Source organism: Leuconostoc sp. XM4, assembly GCF_055698815.1.
The window spans coordinates 261,467-280,542 of the sequence record NZ_CP134507.1; the positions used below are offsets into that span (position 1 = coordinate 261,467).

Sequence of the window (19,076 nt, forward strand, 5' to 3'; positions counted from 1 at the left end):
ATGGCAGATTTTACAGATAAAACTGTTTTAGTAACAGGCTCATCACGTGGTATAGGACTTGCAATTGCAAAGGCATTTGATGCTGCAGGAGCAAACGTCATTTTACATGCACGTTCAGAAATTAGTCCTGAAACTTTAACAGAGTTTAAGTCAGAACCAAAAACATTACAGTTTGATATTGCTGATGCAGAAGCAGCAGAAGCCAGTTTGAAAGTATTATACAAGCAAGAAAACTTTTCAGGTATTGACATATTAATCAACAATGCCGGTATTACAAAGGATCAGCTAGCTATTGCAATGACACCAGCAGATTTTGCACAGGTTGTTAACGTAAACTTAAACGGTACTTTTAATGTGACACAACCTGTATTTAAAAAGATGATTCGACAAAAGCATGGGGCGATTATTAATCTAGCCTCTGTTGTTGGATTAATGGGTAACATGGGTCAAGCGAATTATTCTGCATCCAAAGCTGGTCTGGTCGGCTTGACAAAGACTCTAGCTAAAGAAGGTGCACGTCGCCACATCCGAGTAAATGCGATTGCCCCTGGTATGATTGTTTCAGATATGACCGGTGCTTTGCCAGAAAAGACACAGGAAGAGATTCTAAAAAATATTCCATTATCTCGTTTTGGTGAAGCTTCGGAAATTGCAGATGTAGCATTATTCTTGGCAGGTAATGATTATATTACCGGTCAAACAATCACAGTTGATGGTGGGTTATACATTTAACGCACAATTTATTGATGTGAGGCACTGAGAACATAAAGAAAGGAAATGCGTCCTCGGACATTTGATTTAAATTCATTAGTATAATGTCTTTTTAATCAGTGTCCGTCCACGCTCTTAATATTATGACACGCGTAGTAATTACAGGACTTGGCGCAGTAACGCCATTAGGAAACGATACACAGTCTTTCTTGGACGGTATTTTCAATGAAAAAATTGGTATTAAACCAATTACAAAATTTGATGCATCAGAGACGGGAATCACCGTGGCAGGACAGGTTGATGGTTTTGATCCCGCAGCTCGTGTTGGTAAGCGTGATGCACGCAAGATGGATTTGTTTTCACAGTATGCGGTTGATGCTGCAGATCAGGCTTTGACTAATGCTGGATTAAAGGCAGAAGAAGGTGCTGAAGCACCAACCACTGTTGCTGATCCTACTCGATTCGGTGTAATTTTAGGTAATGGTATTGGTGGCTTGACTACTATACAAGATCAAGTAATCAAGATGCATGATAAAGGACCACAACGTGTTAGCCCATTGTTTGTGCCTGAATCAATTCCCAACATGGTATCAGGAAATGTTTCGTTACGTTTTGGTGCAAAGGGTATTAATTCAACAATTGTTACGGCTTGTGCTTCAGCAACAAATGCGATTGGGGAAGCGTTCTGGCGTATTCAATCTGGTAAAGCCGATGTCATGTTAACTGGTGGTTCAGAAGCAACGGTTAACGAAATTGGTATTGCTGGTTTCGCAGCCTTGACTGCGTTATCAAAGGAAGAAGATCCAACACAAGCTTCAAAGCCTTTTGATAAGAATCGTCATGGATTTGTTTTGGGTGAAGGTTCAGGAATTTTGGTTATTGAAAGTCTAGAACATGCTCAAGCACGTGGTGCTCATATTCTTGCGGAATTAGTTGGTTATGGTGCATCATCTGATGCATATCACATGACGTCACCATCCCCAGATGGTGAAGGTGCTGCACGCGCAATTCGCGATGCATTAAATGACGCTAATTTGGAAGCCAATCAAATTTCATATATCAATGCTCACGGAACAGCAACAGGAGCAAATGATTCGGGTGAAGCACATGCTATTGCCACTGTGTTTGGAGAAAATACAGTACCTGTTTCTTCAACAAAGGGAATGACAGGTCATTTGCTTGGTGCTGCTGGTGCCATAGAAGCTTTGATTTCTGTAGGTTCTTTGACACGTGGTGAATTACCAGTAAACGTCGGTCTTGATGAACAGGACGAGGACACTAAGGTAGTTAATTTAGTTGATCAAGAAAACAAGCATCAAGCACCTGAGTATGTAATGAGTGCTAATTATGGTTTTGGTGGTCACAACGCTGTCATCGTATTTAAGAAATGGCATGAAGGAGTGTAATTGATGAGTTTAAATATTGCGGAAATTCGTGGATTAATTGCTGATTTAGAGAACAGTTCTTTACGCGAATTCAAAGTTGTTGATGGCGAATTCAGTTTGCATTTATCAAAGAACAAAAATGAAGCAGTCGTGAACGCGCCAGTTCAAACTCCAGTTGTTGCTCCTGCCGATGTTACATCAGAGCAAGCTCAAGTAGCTGCAGAACCTGAAACGCTTAAAACAGGAACTGAAATTGTTGCTCCTATGGTTGGAACAGTATATTTGCAACCAAAACCTGATGCACCAATGTTCAAACAAGTTGGTGATAAGGTCTCAGTGGGAGAAACAGTTGCTGTGATTGAAGCGATGAAATTAATGACAGAAATTCATAGTGAAGTCAGTGGAACAGTAGCCGAAATACTAGTTGCTAACGAAGAAGTAGTAGACTACAATAAGCCACTCTATAGAATAACAACAGATTAAATGTAATTTTAAGGTTTGTATCGGTATGAAATATAAATATCATACAAACGTACATAATACATACTACGAAGGAGCCAAAATGTCGATTCTAAACACACAACAAATTCAAGAAATATTACCTCACCGTTATCCAATGCTTATGCTAGATACAGTGGAAGAATTAGTACCAGGTGAGAGAGCAGTAGCAATTAAAAATATCAGTGTCAATGAAGAAATTTTCCAAGGCCATTTCCCTGGGAATCCAACTTTCCCGGGTGCTTTGACTGTCGAGGCATTAGCTCAAACTGGTGCGGTTGCACTGTTATCTATGCCTGAATTTAAGGGTAAAACTGCTTACTTCGGGGGCATTAAAAAGGCTCGTTATCGTAGAATGGTTCGTCCAGGAGATCAACTACGTTTAGAAGTTACTTTGGATCGTTTGCGCGGACCAATTGGTACTGGCAAAGGTATTGTTTGGGTTGGTGACAAAAAAGCGACAACAGCAGAATTGACGTTTATTATTGGAGACTAAAATGTTCAAAAAGGTTCTAGTGGCAAATCGCGGTGAAATCGCGGTGCGTATTATTCGGACATTGAGAGAAATGGGTATTGCATCAGTTGCTGTTTATTCAACAGCTGACAAAGATAGCTTGCACGTTCAAATTGCTGATGAAGCAATCGCAGTTGGTGGTGTTAAGCCAACAGATTCATATTTGAATATGAAAAACATTCTGAGTGCGGCACTATTAACAGGTTCTGAAGCTATTCACCCAGGATACGGCTTTCTGTCAGAAAATGCTCTATTTGCTGAAATGGTTGGCGAAGTAGGAATTAAATGGATTGGCCCACGTCCAGACACAATTGAATTAATGGGTAACAAAGCTAATGCTCGTGAAGAAATGCGTCAAGCAGGTGTTCCGGTTATTCCTGGATCTGACGGTTTCATCCGTGACTTTTCCGAAGCTAAAGTTGTTGCTGATCGTATCGGATATCCTTTGTTGCTAAAAGCTGCTGCTGGTGGTGGTGGAAAAGGCATGCGTTTTGTTTATAGCGAAGATGAATTGAGCGACAAATTTGATGATGCCCAAAATGAAGCGCGCCTGTCTGTTGGTGATGATCAAATGTACATTGAAAAAGTGATGGAACATGTCCGACACATTGAAATGCAGCTTTTGAGAGATGAAAATGGTCATGTTATCTATCTGCCAGAACGTGATTGCTCATTACAGCGTAAAAATCAAAAGGTGTTGGAAGAGTCACCTGCTGTAGGTGTAACGCCTGAGATGCGTGCTTATTTAGGTGGTATTGTAACAAAAGCTGCGCAAGCGATCAGGTATGAGAACACTGGAACAATTGAATTTTTGCAAGACCATGAGGGCAATTTTTACTTCATGGAAATGAATACTCGTATCCAGGTTGAACACCCAGTCACTGAGATGGTAACCAATTTAGATTTAATTAGATTACAAATAGAAGTCGCTGCAGGGCAAGATTTACCTATAACACAGGACGATATTCAAGTTAATGGTCATTCCATCGAAGTACGCTTGACGGCCGAAAGACCTGAAAGTAATTTTGCACCAAGTGCAGGCACAGTTGATCTTGTATTTTTACCTACCGGAGGACCTGGTGTTCGAATTGATTCCGCACTATTTGTGGGCGATAAAGTCCAACCATTTTACGATTCAATGATTGGTAAATTAGTGGCGAAGGCAGATACTCGTGAACAAGCGGTTCAAAAAATTCATCGCATTGTTGATGAAACTGTTGTGCATGGCATTTCTACAAGTTTGAATTTCCAAAAAGCTTTATTGGAAGATCCACACGTGCAGCGTGGCGAATTTGATACACGCTATTTAGAAACTGAATTCTTACCACGGTGGACTGAGAGCTTATCAGAAGATGAATAATACAATGCCGCATGCGTTTGACGTGTGCGGTATTCTAGTAAATGGAGACATTTAATATGGACTTATACAACAATAAAAATAGCGATACATCAAAAATTAAAAGAGATGCTTCGGTTAATGATCGCATTCCTGATGGTCTTTTTCTAGCGTGCCCATACTGTGGTGCACAAATGTACAATAAACAGCTTGGCAAATATCGTGTGTGTGCAAAGTGTAATTATGGTTTTCGTCTCCAAGCATGGGAACGTGTTGAATTATTGACTAAAAACTTTGAAGAAATGGATTCAGATATCCAAATGGATCATCCAGAGTTTCCAGGTTATGCAGAAAAACTAAAGCGGGCACAGTCACAAACTGAGTTGGCAGAATCTGTTTTGACTGGAACGGCTGACATTGAAGGGGAACAGGTGGCTTTAGGAATCATGGATTCCTACTTCATGATGGGGTCTTTGGGTTCAATGACAGGTGAAAAAATTACGCGCTTGTTTGAATACGCAACGGCTCATACGTTACCGGTTGTTTTGTTCACTGCATCAGGTGGCGCACGTATGCAAGAAGGAATTGATTCCTTAATGCAGATGGCCAAGGTTTCAGCAGCTGTTGCAGCCCACCAGGAAGCTAAGTTATTGTACCTAGTTGTGCTAACTGATCCTACAACTGGCGGAGTAACTGCAAGTTTTGCTATGCAAGGGGATGTTACTTTAGCTGAACCACACGCGCTTGTTGGTTTTGCTGGGGCAAGAGTGATTGAATCAACAATACATGAAAAACTACCAAAAGACTTTCAACGGGTAGAGACATTATTGGAAAATGGTTTTGTAGATCAAATTGTACCTCGATCAGAATTAGCTCAACTGATTGCCAAAATTGTTAGATTACATACAGCGGAGGCCGAATAAATGCCTGATATTTTAAGTGGATTGAAATTATTTAAACGTGAATTAACGCCAGCGCAAGTGGTTAAAAAATCCCGTGAAGACCGTTTTATGGCGCGGGAAATCATTGATGGCATTTTTACAGACTTTGTCGAATTGCATGGTGATCGTCTCGGTGGTGACGATATGTCTATCATTGGTGGCATTGCATTTTTAGCAGACCGGCCTGTTACGGTGATTGTTGTTGACAAGGGTACAGATATTCATGACAAGTTGAGCAAACGTAATGGTTCGCCAGAGCCATGGGGCTACCGTAAAGCTCAACGTCTAATGCAACAAGCTAATCGATTTAATCGTCCAATTATCATGTTTGTTAATACACCAGGAGCTTTTCCAGGCAAAGAGGCTGAGGCGCAAGGGCAGGGTGAGGCAATTGCCAAATCAATCCTAGACTCAATGAAGTTAACCGTTCCAATGATTTCTATCATATATGGTGAGGGAGGCTCTGGTGGTGCACTTGCATTGGCTACGGCTGATCAAGTTTGGATGTTCCAAAATGCAACCTATTCGATACTATCACCAGAAGGATTTGCATCCATTCTTTGGAAAGATAGCAAACGTAGTGAAGAAGCAGCGGCTGTTATGGGACTAACTGCTAAAGATCTCTTGGAGAAAAATGTTATTGAGTATATTATTCCAGAGTCTCGTAATCATCCTCGAGTTTTCAACTTAATTCGGAAGCGGTTAAATGACGAGATACATACATTGAATCAATTAACACCAGATGAACTATTAACGAAGCGACGTAACCGCTTTAGAGCATTCTAATCCGATAAATATGTTATAATAAAGTCTCCCAGATAATGGGTAGATTTTAGACGGGTCTGTTTTTGGAATTCGACAGGTCGTTTAGAGCATTGATTGCGTTTCGCCATCCGGGCGCAAAACGGGCAGAAATTTTAACTGCAAAAAACGAAAACTCTTTCGCTATCGCTGCCTAAAAACCAGTGATGCGTAGCTTAATCTTGGTTGCTGGCGTCTGAGGTTAGGCCATAAAAGGCCAGATCGTACTGCTTCTTACATCTGGAAAAGCAGTATTAAATCAATCAGGTTAGTTATATTGAAGAGCCTTGAGCTATGGCAGACAATATAATGAACTACAAATAATAGCCCTATAAACGTAGATATTGGTGTATCGGGCGATTTGGACAGGGGTTCGACTCCCCTCAGATCCATTTAGCATTTCATGGCGTTGCATAAGGTTTCAAAAACCTTGATGTAGCGCCTTTTCTTATGAAAAACGTTGATTGTGAGGAAAAGTAAAATGGAGTCACTCAACTTAATTGAAGGCGTTGTTGCACGTGTGTACCAATGTGACGTAACACGAGTATCAGAAGAATCACAAAATAACGAATATGAAGGGACAACTTTATTTGTTGGTAACAAAAGTCTTCGTACCCGTTTGGCGAAGAAAACACCTACTAAACAAGGATACTTTGTCGTGTTGTGGGAAAAAGACGACAGAGGTCAAAATAAACCATTTGATGCGTACAATAGTCCTGAGTTATTAGTGGTTTGTGTGATAGATAATCAGCAAAAGGGAGTCTTCATTTTTCCTAAAGTGTTACTGGTACAACAGAAAATATTGAGTTCGCAGCAAACCAAAGGAAAAATGGCTTTCAGAGTTTATCCAGATTGGGTAGTTGAATTAAATAAAACTGCTCAGCGAACACAAACCTGGCAGAAAAATTACTTTGTGGATTTGTCAACTGATCAAGTTGATGAAGATAGATTTAAAAGATTGCTTTCTAAATCTAACTGTTGATTAAGATACTATGAAATAAATACCAGTTATGCAGCGTCTTGAATATCTGCTTGACGAACTGTCTAATTTACGGTAACATTAAAATAATCTTAGAGGATTAAGCAAGCGCACGTCTAGAGAGTTGATGTTTAGTGGAAATCAATCGTGTTAATGCCCAAGGTTGCTGAGAATTATAATTAATCATATTAAATAAATAAGCGGTCGTTTAAAAACGACAAATTAGGTGGTACCACGGTAGAAAGATCGTCCTAATCTCTGTAATTTGAGATTAGGACGATCTTTTTTCGTGTTACGACTTAAAAGAAAGGAATTAACTATGCGTGATATTGATATGTCAACAAAGTATGATCCAACTTCTGTTGAAGCTGGTCGTTATGACAACTGGCAAAGTAAAAAGTTATTTGCACCCGAATCAAACAAAGAAATTCAAGGCAATGAGCCAGAACCTTATTCTATTGTCATTCCACCTCCTAACGTTACCGGAAAACTTCATTTAGGGCATGCATGGGATACGACATTACAAGACATGATCATTCGTCAAAAGCGGATGCAAGGATTTGATACCTTGTGGCTGCCCGGAATGGATCACGCTGGTATTGCAACGCAGGCAAAAGTTGAACAAAGATTACGTGGTGAAGGTGTTTCACGTTACGATTTGGGTCGTGAAAAATTTGTTGAACAAGTATGGGACTGGAAAAACGAGTATGCTACTACCATCAAGCAACAATGGGGTAAGATGGGGCTGTCACTTGACTTTGACCGCGAGCGCTTTACGCTTGATGAAGGTTTGAATAAGGCTGTTAACAAGGTATTTATTGATCTATACAATAAAGGATTAATTTACCGTGGGGAATATATCATTAACTGGGACCCACAGGCAAGAACTGCCTTATCTGACATTGAAGTTATTTATCAAGATGATGCTGGCGCATTTTATCACGTTAAGTATCCATTTACAGATGGGACAACATTCGACGGAAAAGATTACATTGAAATTGCAACAACTCGTCCAGAAACAATGTTTGGGGATGTTGCTGTTGCGGTTCATCCTAGCGATGAACGATACAAAGATTTAATTGGTAAAAAGGTTTTGGTGCCATTAGTTGGTCGTGAAATTCCAATTATTGCAGATGAGTATGTAGAAAAAGATTTTGGTACTGGTATGGTGAAAATAACACCAGCCCATGATCCTAATGATTTCCAAGTGGGTAATCGTCACGATTTGGAACGCATTAATACGATGACTGAAGACGGTCATTTAAATGAATTTGCTGGTAAATACAATGGCATGGATCGTTTCGATGCTCGTAAAGCAATTGCTGCTGACCTTGAAGCTGGCGATTACATGCTAAAAGTAGACCCAATTGTTCATTCTGTTGGTCATTCAGAGCGTACAGGTGTTCAGGTTGAATCACGTCTATCAACGCAATGGTTTGTTAAAATGGAACCATTGGCTAAACAAATTTTAGACATGCAAAAGAATGACGATGAAAAGGTTGAATTTGTACCAGCACGTTTTGAAGATACATTTTCACGCTGGATGGAAAATATTCGTGACTGGGTTATTTCACGTCAATTGTGGTGGGGTCATCAAATTCCTGCTTGGTACAAAAATAAAGGAACAGATAAAGAGGAATTATATGTTGGTACTGAAGCACCAGCAGGTGACGGCTGGGAGCGTGATCCGGATGTTTTGGACACATGGTTTTCATCTGCTCTATGGCCATTTTCAACCATGGGTTGGCCAGAAAAGCTAGACGGTGACTTCGCCCGTTATTATCCAACAAATACATTAGTAACTGGCTATGATATTATTTTCTTCTGGGTAGCACGGATGATGTTCCAGGGGAAAGAATTTACTGGACAACGACCTTTTAAAAATGTCTTGATTCATGGTTTAATTCGTGATGGTGAAGGGCGTAAAATGTCAAAATCATTGGGTAATGGCGTTGACCCGATGGATGTTATTGAAAAATATGGTGCTGATGCATTACGCTGGTTCCTAGTAACGGGGTCAACTCCGGGACAAGATTTACGATTTACTTACGAAAAGATGGATTCGGCTTGGAACTTCATTAACAAAATTTGGAATGCGTCACGTTATGTTATTATGAATTTGGATGAAGATACACCATCTACGTTACCAGATATGAGTCAATTAACATTAGCTGATCAATGGATTTTGTCACGTTTGAATACAGTGGTTACGAATGTAACACGTAATTTTGACAAATTCGAGTTTGGTGAAGCAGGACGTGAGTTGTACAACTTCATTTGGTCTGATTTTGCCGATTGGTATATCGAAATGACCAAGGAAACTTTGAATGGTGATCAAGATAAGGCACCAGTTCAGCAAACATTGGCCTACGTATTGGATCAGACATTACGTCTATTACAACCAATCATGCCATTTGTTACTGAAGCTATTTGGCAGGAAATGCCAGCTCAAAATGGCAGCGAAGCCGATTTTGCTATTGTAAAATATCCGGTCGTGCGCGAAGAGTTAAGCAATCCTGACGCAGAACAAGCCTTCAAATCGTTGCAGGATTTGATTGTAGCTGTTCGTAATATCCGAGCAGAAGCAAATGCACCAATGTCTACACCAATTGATTTAATGATTCAAACCACGGATGATAATTTGAAGCACATTTTTGAAGCGAATGCTGATTATATTAATCGTTTTGCTCACCCTAAAACGTTAACAATCAGTGATGATGTGCAAGCTCCTAATTTGGCAATGTCACAAGTAATTTCAGGTGCTGAAATTTATGTTCCACTGGCTGAGCTGATTGACATTGACGAAGAAATAACACGCTTACAAACTGAAGTGAAAAAATTTGCTGGGGAAGTAAAACGAGCTGAAGGAAAACTAGGAAATGATAAGTTCGTTTCTGGGGCCCCTGAAGCGGTTGTTGCTGCGGAAAAAGAAAAATTAGCTGATTGGCAAGCCAAACTTAACGCAACAGAAGAAAGATTACAGACATTAAAGGCAAATCAATAGAAATTATAAAATCACTCTTAACAGGGTGATTTTATTTATTATTTGACAAGGTAATGAGCAATAGTTTTGTATGGTAAAAAAATCAAGTAGTGGACTTTTTTCTTAAATTCGATACAATAGTTAGAGTATAAAATAGCGTGTAATATATGGCAGTATGCAATTTTTTAAGGAGAGTTACAATGTCCGGAAGTAAAATACTCGCAAGTGCACATTATGTACCTAGAGACATCGTGACTAATAATGATTTAGCAAAAATCATAGATACCAGTGACGAGTGGATTCAGGCTCATACTGGTATCAAAACGCGACATATATCATTGCAAGGTGAAAATACGAGTGATTTAGCGACACGTGCCGCGGAGTCAGTATTGAGCCAAACTGATATTAAACCAGAAGATATTGATTTAATTATTGTAACAACATTTACCCCAGATGGATTGGCACCGTCAACGGCAGCATTAGTACAGCGCAATTTACATGCTGAAAATGCTTGGGCCTACGATATTGTAACAGCTTGCTCAGGGTTTGTTTTTGGATTGAGCACAGCTGACAAGTTTATTAAATCTGGTCAATATAAGAATGCATTAGTCATTTCTGCGGAAGTCAACTCCAAAATGATGGATTTCAAGGATCGCACCAGTACTGTCTTTTTTGGAGACGGTGCAGGAGCAGTGCTGATGACAGCTGATGATGCCGGTGTTGTGGAAGCTGAAAAAATGCACACAATCGGGAATGCCGATGTTGTACATTCAGGGCGAATAGCACCACTGACAAGTCTATCTGTGGATAACTATCCAAAAATAGATGCTTTTTCACAACAAGGACGTAATGTATTTGATGAAGTAACAACTATTGTTCCAGATCATATCCGCAATTTTTTGAGCGAACATAATTTATCAACTAGTGATATTGATTACTTTATACCCCATCAAGCAAATTTACGTTTGATCGAGTATATTGCAAATGATCTCGGCGAACCAATGACAAAGTTTTCAACAAACGTTGTTACGAATGGTAATACATCATCTGCTGGGATCGCTATTGGACTAGATGAATTAAATAAGTCAGTTAGCTTAAATGGAAAACGGGTATTGCTAACTGGATTCGGTGCTGGCTTTACTTATGGCAGCATGCTTTTACAATTTTAAAGAAAACCTTAAGAGTTTTAGTTGGATTTAATAATATTGAAATGGTGAAAAATGCAAAATGAAGCGTACTTTTTCACCATTTTTATGTGGAATGAGTTCATTTTTAAATTATTAAAAGGTCTTAAAATGCCTATGTATCAACGTTTATTCGAGTATGACATATTTCAGTAATATTGTTACAATATTGATATAGTCGCACAATACACACGTTACAACAAACGGATATACTAATTAATGTTATTAAGATTTGCTTAACAGTAAATCTAAAATTTAATTATTACGAGTTAATACAATTCATTCAGGAGTTACATAAGAATATGGGTAAATTTTTTAAGAAGACTTTATTGACTACTGCAGCTGGTGCTGCGGCCTTTGTTGGTGGGCATGCAGCAGCTTCTGCTGATACAGTAGAAGTGCAATCAGGCGACACTTTGTCAAAAATTGCAGCAGCAAACAATACTACTGTTGATGCGTTAGCTAAGGCTAATGGAATTAGCAACAAAGATTTGATTTTAGCAGGTTCATCACTAGAAATTAACGCAACACAAGAAGTTTCTGGTTTATCAGAAGATGGCACATCATATACAGTGCAATCAGGTGATACATTATCAAAGATTGCTGAAAAAACTGGTGTGGATGTATCAGTATTGTCTTCATTGAATAGTTTGTCAAATGCTGACCTTGTTTTGACTGGACAAGAATTGTCATTGAAGGCTTCAACTACTCAAGCAACCAGTTCAGCTGCTACTACTGTGACTGCAGCTTCTGCACAATCTTCATCGGTTGACACAAGTAATTTGAAATATATTGCAGCAGCTGATACAGACAGCAATAACTTTATGACGCTTGATGAATATAATACATATGTTGCAAATGGTGGGTCAACATCATCAGCGGCGACAGAATCATCAGCAAGCGCATCATCAGCTGCAGAAGATATCACATATATTGCAGCAGCAGATTCAGATAATGATGGTTACATGACAATGGCCGAGTATAATGCATACAAAGCTAATGGTGGGTCAACATCATCATCAGCGCAGGTCACTACATCAGCGGCTTCGTCTTCAGCAAGCACATCAAGTGCTTCGTCAGCAACTAATGATAACATCACTTATGTTGCTGCGGCTGACACTAATAACGATGGCTACATGACAATGGCTGAGTACAATGCGTACAAGGCTAATGGCGGTTCAACGACTAGCACATCATCAGCTTCTTCGTCAACGACAACTACTAATACTACTACCACTGCCACAACAACTAACGTTTCAACTGGTAGCACAACGGCAGATGCAACAATCAACGCATGGAATGCAAAACGTGCAGAATTAGGATTATCACCTGTTACAATTTCTTCATCATTGACTGCACAAGCTCAAAGTCGCGCGCAATCAATTGGAACATCTTCAAACTGGTTTAGCACACATATGTCTTCCGGTACTGCCGAAGTTGTTGCAGATGGTTTCGGTGCTGGATCTTCTGTTATTAATGCTTGGTATTATGAAACAGGTATGGTCAACGGTGGGCATAAGGAATTTATTGTTAACCCTAACTTCACACAAGCAGGTGTGGGCTATTATAACGGTTGGATTGTTATTAACGCACAATAATATGCAAAATGATTATTTGAAATTAGCATTAGATAACTTAGGAAAAACATTCAACGACTACAATAGTGGTCGTTTTGTTGCTCAACAGCTTATGAAAGCGCAAGTACCATTACCCGAAGGATCACATTGGGATTCTTCACCAGCGCACCTCATTAAACAAATGCATCATTTACTGGGTGTTTTACAAGCAACACCAGGAGATTTGTTATTTTGGGGCACACAGAATGCACCATATGAAGTGGGTATTTATGTCGGTGGGAACCACTTTATCGCTGTAAATAACGGAGATCATGTGGCAAAAATTCAAACGTTATCAAGGAATTGGTATCCATGTATTGCCGGTTCTATATTTTGACACACAATTGTCATTTAGATGTTTTTTTTGTTACAAAAGAAACTCCTTTGATATATTGACAACAAAGTGCAAAGTACAGAAAATATCCATGACACAGCGGATTGCTATACTAGGAATTGTCGAGAAGACGGAAAAGAATTTAAATTAAAATATATTACTGAATATGAGTCCCTATTAGGAGTTTGACTATTATGAAAAAATCTACTATTGCTAAATCTGTCGTTACAGCTGCCGGTGCTTTTGCCGTTGCTGGTGCTGCTCAAGTTTCTGCTAATACTGTATCAGTTAAAGCTGGTGACACACTTTACAAGATTGCATCAGCAAACGGTACAACTGTTGACGCTTTGGTTAAAGCTAACAACATTTCAAATGCTAATTTGATTTTTGTTGGACAGCAACTACAAACTGCATCTTCATCATCAACTACTACACAAAGTTCATCATCAGAGAGCTCAACTACAACAACTTCATCATCTAATGGTTCATACACTGTTAAGTCAGGTGATACATTAAACAAGATTGCAGCAGCAAATGGTACAACGGTAGCAAATTTGGTAGCAGCTAATAACATTTCAAATGCTAACTTGATTACTGTTGGTCAAACATTGAAGTTATCAGCTTCATCAACTTCAAGCTCAACAACAACGCAATCATCAACTACGACAACTCAAACAACATCAAATAACACAGCAACTGCCTCAAATGGTTCATACACTGTTAAGTCAGGTGATACATTAAACAAGATTGCGGCAGCAAACGGTACAACAGTAGCTAACTTAGTAGCTGCTAATAACATTTCAAATGCTAATGTGATTACTGTTGGTCAAACTTTAAAGTTGTCAGCATCATCTGCTTCAACTTCAAGTTCATCAACTGCAACAACATCACAATCATCAAGTTCTACACAATCATCATCAACTTCTAATAATACTGCTTCAACATCAAATACGAGCAATACAAGCAACAGCTCATCAACTTCAACAACAGCTGATGCTACTATTAATGCTTGGAATGCAAAGCGTGCTACTCTTGGTTTGTCACCAATTAAGATTTCAGCTTCATTGACAGCACAAGCTCAAAGCCGTGCACAAGCTCTTGCAACATCATCTAACTGGTTTGGTTTACATGAATCATCATCAACTCCTGAAGTTGTTGCTAATGGTTTTGCTGCAGGTGCAACTGTGATCAACGCTTGGTTTAACGAAACTGGTATGGTTAACGGTGGTCACAGAGAATTTATTATTAATTCTAGCTTGACTGAAGCTGGTGTTGGTTATTATGATGGATGGATCGTCATTGACGCACATTAATAACACCAAAAAGTGGATAGTTGCTATCCACTTTTTTTGTGTTCTCATGTATAGTAGAGTGCAGAGGTATAAAAAATGTTGTACAAATTTACTGAATTAACAAAAGAAGAATATACAGAATTTGAAAAGCAAAGTTCTGTGGGTACCTTTTTACAATCAGGTGAACAAGCTGAATTATTACAAAAACGAGGCTATAAAATATGGTTGTTAGGTATCAAAGCTGACGACAAGGTAGTGGCTGCAGCGTTGGTCATGCGTGAAAAGGTACATATGGGATACATCTTTTCAATTGATCGTGGGCCATTATTGGATTTTGAAAATCATGAATTGTTGGCTTTTTTCATGTCTAATTTCGTAAAGTTTTCACGCGAGAATAAAGGGCTTTATATTGAAGTAAGGCCAAATGTGACTTTGAAAATGACGAATAACCATGGCGATCTTCTAGGTGAAGAGAATACGGTGTTTATCGAAGAGATGAAAAAGCTTGGATTTACTCATTTGCCATTTGTAGATGGTTTCACTACAGCTGGTTCTCCAGAATGGGAGTATATCAAAGATTTGTCAGAATTAACCGATGAGAAATCTGTTCGTGCCTCGTATAATAAGAAGGCTCAGTATTATTTAAAAAAGAATGCTCAGTTCGGTATTCGTTTACGTCAATTAACACGAGATGACTTGCCAGATTTTAAGGAATTAACACAAAAAACTGCCGATAGGTTACATTATAAAGATAAAAACTTGAATTTTTATCAAACAGTATATGATGTGTATGGCGATGATGCAACATTTGTCTTTGCTGAACTAAACTTTGACAACTATATTAAGGAAGAGAATGAAAAAATCTCTGAATTAGATGCCAAACTGGCCAAAATTAATCAGAAGATCGAAAAATATCCTACGAATGATAAATTTAAGCGTCAGTATGCTGAATTTGATGATCAAAAAAATCAACATAGCAAGCGCATATTAAAAGCGGAACAACAGAAAGAAGCTGCTGGTAAATCGACAGTCGTCGTCGCTGGTGCATTATTTATACAGCAACCTCAAGAAATGAATTATCTGTATTCAGGCACTTATGAAGAGTATATGGACTATTACGGCCCTTATCAAATACAAGACGTTATGATCAACAAGGCAGTTCAGGCAGGACTCAAGCGCTATAACTTCTACGGTATTGCTGGAAAGTTCGATGGTAGCGATGGTGTACTAGGATTCAAAACGACTTTTGAGGGACAAGCACGTCAACTGGTAGGAAACTTCATGATGCCTGTTAATCCCTTTAAATATGGCGTCTATCGATTACTCAAAAAAATGATGGGCCGTGCTTAAAATGAGCTTTTTTAGCGAGTAAAACCCGTTTTGTGGTATGGTATATAAGGTAATTATTAAATTGGCGGTACACAATACTTATGAAACACAATCCATATCTAGAAGAGCGAGATAATAAAAATGACGCACGTGCCAACTTACCAACACGTCTGCGAATTTTGTTGTTTATATCGTTTATACTAATGGTTGCCCTAGTTGTACAATTAGGGTTTTTAACGATTAAGCAGGGAGCCAATTATTTGGCTGAAGTCAACCGAAGTGAAGAGACCGTTGAAAAAGGAAATACACCACGAGGTTTAGTTTACGACTCAACCGGCCGTGTTCTAGCTGGAAACAAGGCGCAAACGGCGATTACATTTACGCGTGGTACTAATATTACTTCTAGTACAATGCGAAGCACTGCAATTAAACTTGGAAAATATTTGACAGTTGATACGACCCGCCTCAGTGATCGTTCTAAAGCTGACTTTTATTTGGCTGACGCAACTAACGCGGCTAAGGTGCAGAAACGCGTTGCTAAAGAACATAAGAATGGTAGTAGCCTGACGACATCAGAGATTAATAGTCTGTCGGTAAGTTATGTAGAAGAGCATAACTTGCTTTCAAAAGTTAGTGATAATGATGCAATGATATTTCAGCGGATGAGCGGTGCTTATTCATTGTCAACGACATTTATCAAAGAAGACGATGTGACAGAAACAGAATTAGCGGAGATTGGCGAGCGTTTAAGCCAATTCCCTGGTATTAAGATAGGTACAAGCTGGGCAAGACAATATCCTGAAGGAAACGATTTTAAGGCTTTGATTGGTACAGTAACTAGTGAAGATAATGGGTTGCCAGATGATAAGTTACACACACTCTTAGCCCAAGGATATTCACAAAATGAATCAGTTGGTAGTTCTAATTTGGAATCTAGCTATGAATCCTTATTGAAGGGATCAGCCTCACAGACTGTAGTTACAACTGCTTCTGACGGTACGGTAAAATCATCTTCTGTAAAATACAAAGGGCAGTCTGGAGATAGTCTTAAATTAACCATTAATGCTGACTTTCAGAAAGAAGTTCAGAAAATTTTGGAAGACAATTTACCAACTGGGGATGTTCAAGGTGCTTATGCTACAGTAATGAATCCCTATACTGGCGGTATCTATGCTATGGCAGGCGTAGACAGAGATTACTCAACCGGAACAAAAACAGCTGATCCGTTGGGAAATATTAATCATGCTATTGTCATGGGATCTGTGGTTAAGCCGGCGGTATTAGCTACAGCTTTCCAAAAAGGTGTGATTACTCCCTCAAATTCTACATTGTTGGATCAAGCTATTAAAATTGCGGGAACACCAACAATCACATCATATTGGAATAAAACAGGTACGCCTGTTTCAGTTGATGCACAAACAGCCTTAGAGCGTTCTTCGAACACTTATTTCGTTCAATTGGGTATGAAGATTGGTGGACAGACTTATAGCTCGGGATCGGCATTAGCATTGAATTCTGATGCCTTTCAGACATTACGTAATGGGTTAGGACAATTCGGATTAGGGACAAAAACAGGTATTGATGTCAGCGGAGAAACTGCTGGTTATCGCGGAGATACTACAGGGTCAAATATTGGTAAATATTTGTACGAATCATTTGGTCAATATGACACCTATACAACACTTCAACTTGCACGATACGTTTCTACAATTGCTAATGGTGGGTATTTGATTCAGCCTCATTTGGTAAGCTCAATATTACAAAGTTCAACTAATAGTTCAAAAAAGCGTACAGTGTGGACAGCCACACCGAATATACAAGGGCAAGTTCAGTTGGATTCTGACGAATGGAAAGTAATCCATGAAGGAATGAATCGTGTTGCAAATGGTACGGACACGTACAATACTGGTGGAACAGATATACATAAACTTGAACCACATGTTTATGCTAAAACAGGAACCGCCGAAACAACAACCAATGGACATACGACTTATACAGAATCCATTGTTGCTTATGTACCGGGACAACCGATGGTCATGGCCATGGCTATCCCAGGTATGAATAATTATTTAGATGGTACCAATGGTAAGATTGCGGCAAAAATAATTAATGCTTACTGGAAGTATGTTCAAAATAAACCATAACTTTATAAAAAAGACAGTAATCATGATTACTGTCTTTTTTATTCTTACCTATTTTGCTATATTTCTAAATAGATGTTATAATCTATTTAGAAATATAGCGAAATAGGTAAAGGAAAGAAATAATGAGTTTACAAAATACACTGAAAGCGATTTCGAATCCTGTCAGGCGTGATATTCTTACGCTACTGAAAGAAGGGCCTCAGTCAGCGGGAAGCATTGCGGATCATTTTGAATTGAGTAAAGCAACAATATCATCACATTTAGCCCAATTAAAACAAGCTGATTTGATAAGAGAAGATAAATATAAAAATTTTATTTATTATGAATTAAATTTATCTGTGTTTGAAGAAGCCACATTATGGTTGAAAGGATTTACTAATGAAAAATAAAAAAAGCTTTTTACCACTAATTATTACCTTGTTACCCATTTTTTATGGGCTAATATTGTGGACGAAGCTGCCAGTTGAGCTTCCAATCCATTTTAATATTAACGGAGAAGTGGATAGATATGCTAATAAAGTATGGCTTATCATTATTTGGCCAATAATAGCAACACTCTTGCACCTGCTTCTAATTATTTATCGTACGAAAATAGTTGCTCGTAGTCAAAATAATAAAATGCATACAATTATTAGTTGGTCTATTCCATTAGGCAATAACATTTTATTATCTTATATATTTGCTTATGGATTAGGTAATCACATCAATATAACTAGTATATTGTTGCCGACTATTGGCATTTTATTTATAGCATTAGGTAACTACATGCCCAAAACACAGCGAAATCGCTTTGTTGGGATACGAATACCAACCGCTCTGAATAATGATATAAATTGGTTTAAGACGCAACGTATTGGTGGTTTGATGTTTGTTGTTGGCGGGTTTATGATGATTGGTGGTGGTTTTTTAGGAATGATTTCTGAATTTTGGACTATAGCATTAATGATTCTGTCCTTAGTATTAATTACTGTCGTACCGATTATTTATTCGATTAGATCAAACCATAAAGCTTAACTTGAGTCGGCATAG

General features: G+C 38.7%; 17 protein-coding genes and 1 other RNA gene. All 18 read left to right on the forward strand.

Annotated features, from left to right (window positions below; genetic code table 11):
* The 18 genes from fabG (at position 1) to RHP64_RS01615 (ending at position 19,061) form a co-directional block, all read left to right on the forward strand.
* Positions 1 to 732 carry a 3-oxoacyl-ACP reductase FabG gene (gene fabG / locus RHP64_RS01530; RefSeq protein ID WP_025267729.1) on the forward strand — a complete coding sequence of 244 codons (732 nt, stop codon included), beginning with the start codon at positions 1 to 3 and terminating at the stop codon, positions 730 to 732.
* A 122-nt stretch (positions 733 to 854) separates the two neighbouring features.
* Positions 855 to 2,117: a beta-ketoacyl-ACP synthase II gene (gene fabF / locus RHP64_RS01535; RefSeq protein ID WP_011679194.1), complete on the forward strand. Its 1,263-nt coding sequence runs from the start codon at positions 855 to 857 to the stop codon at positions 2,115 to 2,117.
* A gap of 3 nt (positions 2,118 to 2,120) precedes the next feature.
* Positions 2,121 to 2,579 (forward strand): acetyl-CoA carboxylase biotin carboxyl carrier protein, encoded by a 459-nt coding sequence (gene accB, locus RHP64_RS01540; RefSeq protein ID WP_025267730.1) that lies wholly within the window; start codon positions 2,121 to 2,123, stop codon positions 2,577 to 2,579.
* 79 nt (positions 2,580 to 2,658) lie between these two features.
* On the forward strand, positions 2,659 to 3,090 hold the full coding sequence (fabZ, locus tag RHP64_RS01545; RefSeq protein WP_014324251.1) for a 3-hydroxyacyl-ACP dehydratase FabZ: 432 nt from the start codon (positions 2,659 to 2,661) through the stop codon (positions 3,088 to 3,090).
* 1 nt (position 3,091) lies between these two features.
* A complete protein-coding gene (accC, locus tag RHP64_RS01550; protein ID WP_025267731.1) occupies positions 3,092 to 4,468 on the forward strand; it encodes an acetyl-CoA carboxylase biotin carboxylase subunit in 1,377 nt (458 codons plus the stop codon).
* Positions 4,469 to 4,524: 56 nt separating this feature from the next.
* Positions 4,525 to 5,367, forward strand: a complete 843-nt coding sequence (locus RHP64_RS01555) for an acetyl-CoA carboxylase carboxyltransferase subunit beta (protein ID WP_011679197.1) — start codon at positions 4,525 to 4,527, stop codon at positions 5,365 to 5,367.
* Complete coding sequence (gene accA / locus RHP64_RS01560; RefSeq protein WP_014324253.1) at positions 5,368 to 6,171, forward strand: carboxyltransferase subunit alpha; 804 nt, start codon at positions 5,368 to 5,370, stop codon at positions 6,169 to 6,171.
* Positions 6,172 to 6,223: 52 nt separating this feature from the next.
* Positions 6,224 to 6,581: a transfer-messenger RNA gene (gene ssrA, locus RHP64_RS01565) on the forward strand.
* A gap of 86 nt (positions 6,582 to 6,667) precedes the next feature.
* The gene (locus RHP64_RS01570) at positions 6,668 to 7,168 is read left to right on the forward strand and encodes a MepB family protein (protein WP_025267732.1); all 501 of its coding nucleotides are present in this window, start codon (positions 6,668 to 6,670) and stop codon (positions 7,166 to 7,168) included.
* A 316-nt stretch (positions 7,169 to 7,484) separates the two neighbouring features.
* The gene (locus RHP64_RS01575; protein ID WP_025267733.1) at positions 7,485 to 10,169 is read left to right on the forward strand and encodes a valine--tRNA ligase; all 2,685 of its coding nucleotides are present in this window, start codon (positions 7,485 to 7,487) and stop codon (positions 10,167 to 10,169) included.
* 179 nt (positions 10,170 to 10,348) lie between these two features.
* Positions 10,349 to 11,317, forward strand: coding sequence for a beta-ketoacyl-ACP synthase III (locus tag RHP64_RS01580; protein WP_025267734.1), 969 nt, complete (start codon positions 10,349 to 10,351; stop codon positions 11,315 to 11,317).
* A 317-nt stretch (positions 11,318 to 11,634) separates the two neighbouring features.
* Positions 11,635 to 12,930: a LysM peptidoglycan-binding domain-containing protein gene (locus RHP64_RS01585; RefSeq protein ID WP_025267735.1), complete on the forward strand. Its 1,296-nt coding sequence runs from the start codon at positions 11,635 to 11,637 to the stop codon at positions 12,928 to 12,930.
* Between the two features lies 1 nt (position 12,931).
* Entirely contained in the window at positions 12,932 to 13,285 is a 354-nt protein-coding gene (locus tag RHP64_RS01590; RefSeq protein ID WP_025267736.1) for an NlpC/P60 family protein, read from the forward strand.
* Between the two features lie 191 nt (positions 13,286 to 13,476).
* A complete protein-coding gene (locus RHP64_RS01595) occupies positions 13,477 to 14,595 on the forward strand; it encodes a LysM peptidoglycan-binding domain-containing protein (protein ID WP_025267737.1) in 1,119 nt (372 codons plus the stop codon).
* Positions 14,596 to 14,670: 75 nt separating this feature from the next.
* The gene (locus RHP64_RS01600; protein WP_011679203.1) at positions 14,671 to 15,924 is read left to right on the forward strand and encodes an aminoacyltransferase; all 1,254 of its coding nucleotides are present in this window, start codon (positions 14,671 to 14,673) and stop codon (positions 15,922 to 15,924) included.
* A gap of 80 nt (positions 15,925 to 16,004) precedes the next feature.
* Entirely contained in the window at positions 16,005 to 18,047 is a 2,043-nt protein-coding gene (locus RHP64_RS01605; RefSeq protein ID WP_011679204.1) for a peptidoglycan D,D-transpeptidase FtsI family protein, read from the forward strand.
* Positions 18,048 to 18,169: 122 nt separating this feature from the next.
* On the forward strand, positions 18,170 to 18,436 hold the full coding sequence (locus tag RHP64_RS01610) for an autorepressor SdpR family transcription factor (protein ID WP_010290287.1): 267 nt from the start codon (positions 18,170 to 18,172) through the stop codon (positions 18,434 to 18,436).
* Complete coding sequence (locus RHP64_RS01615) at positions 18,426 to 19,061, forward strand: SdpI family protein (protein ID WP_025267738.1); 636 nt, start codon at positions 18,426 to 18,428, stop codon at positions 19,059 to 19,061. The genes RHP64_RS01610 and RHP64_RS01615 overlap by 11 nt, the downstream gene beginning before the upstream one ends.
* Positions 19,062 to 19,076: the final 15 nt, after the last annotated feature.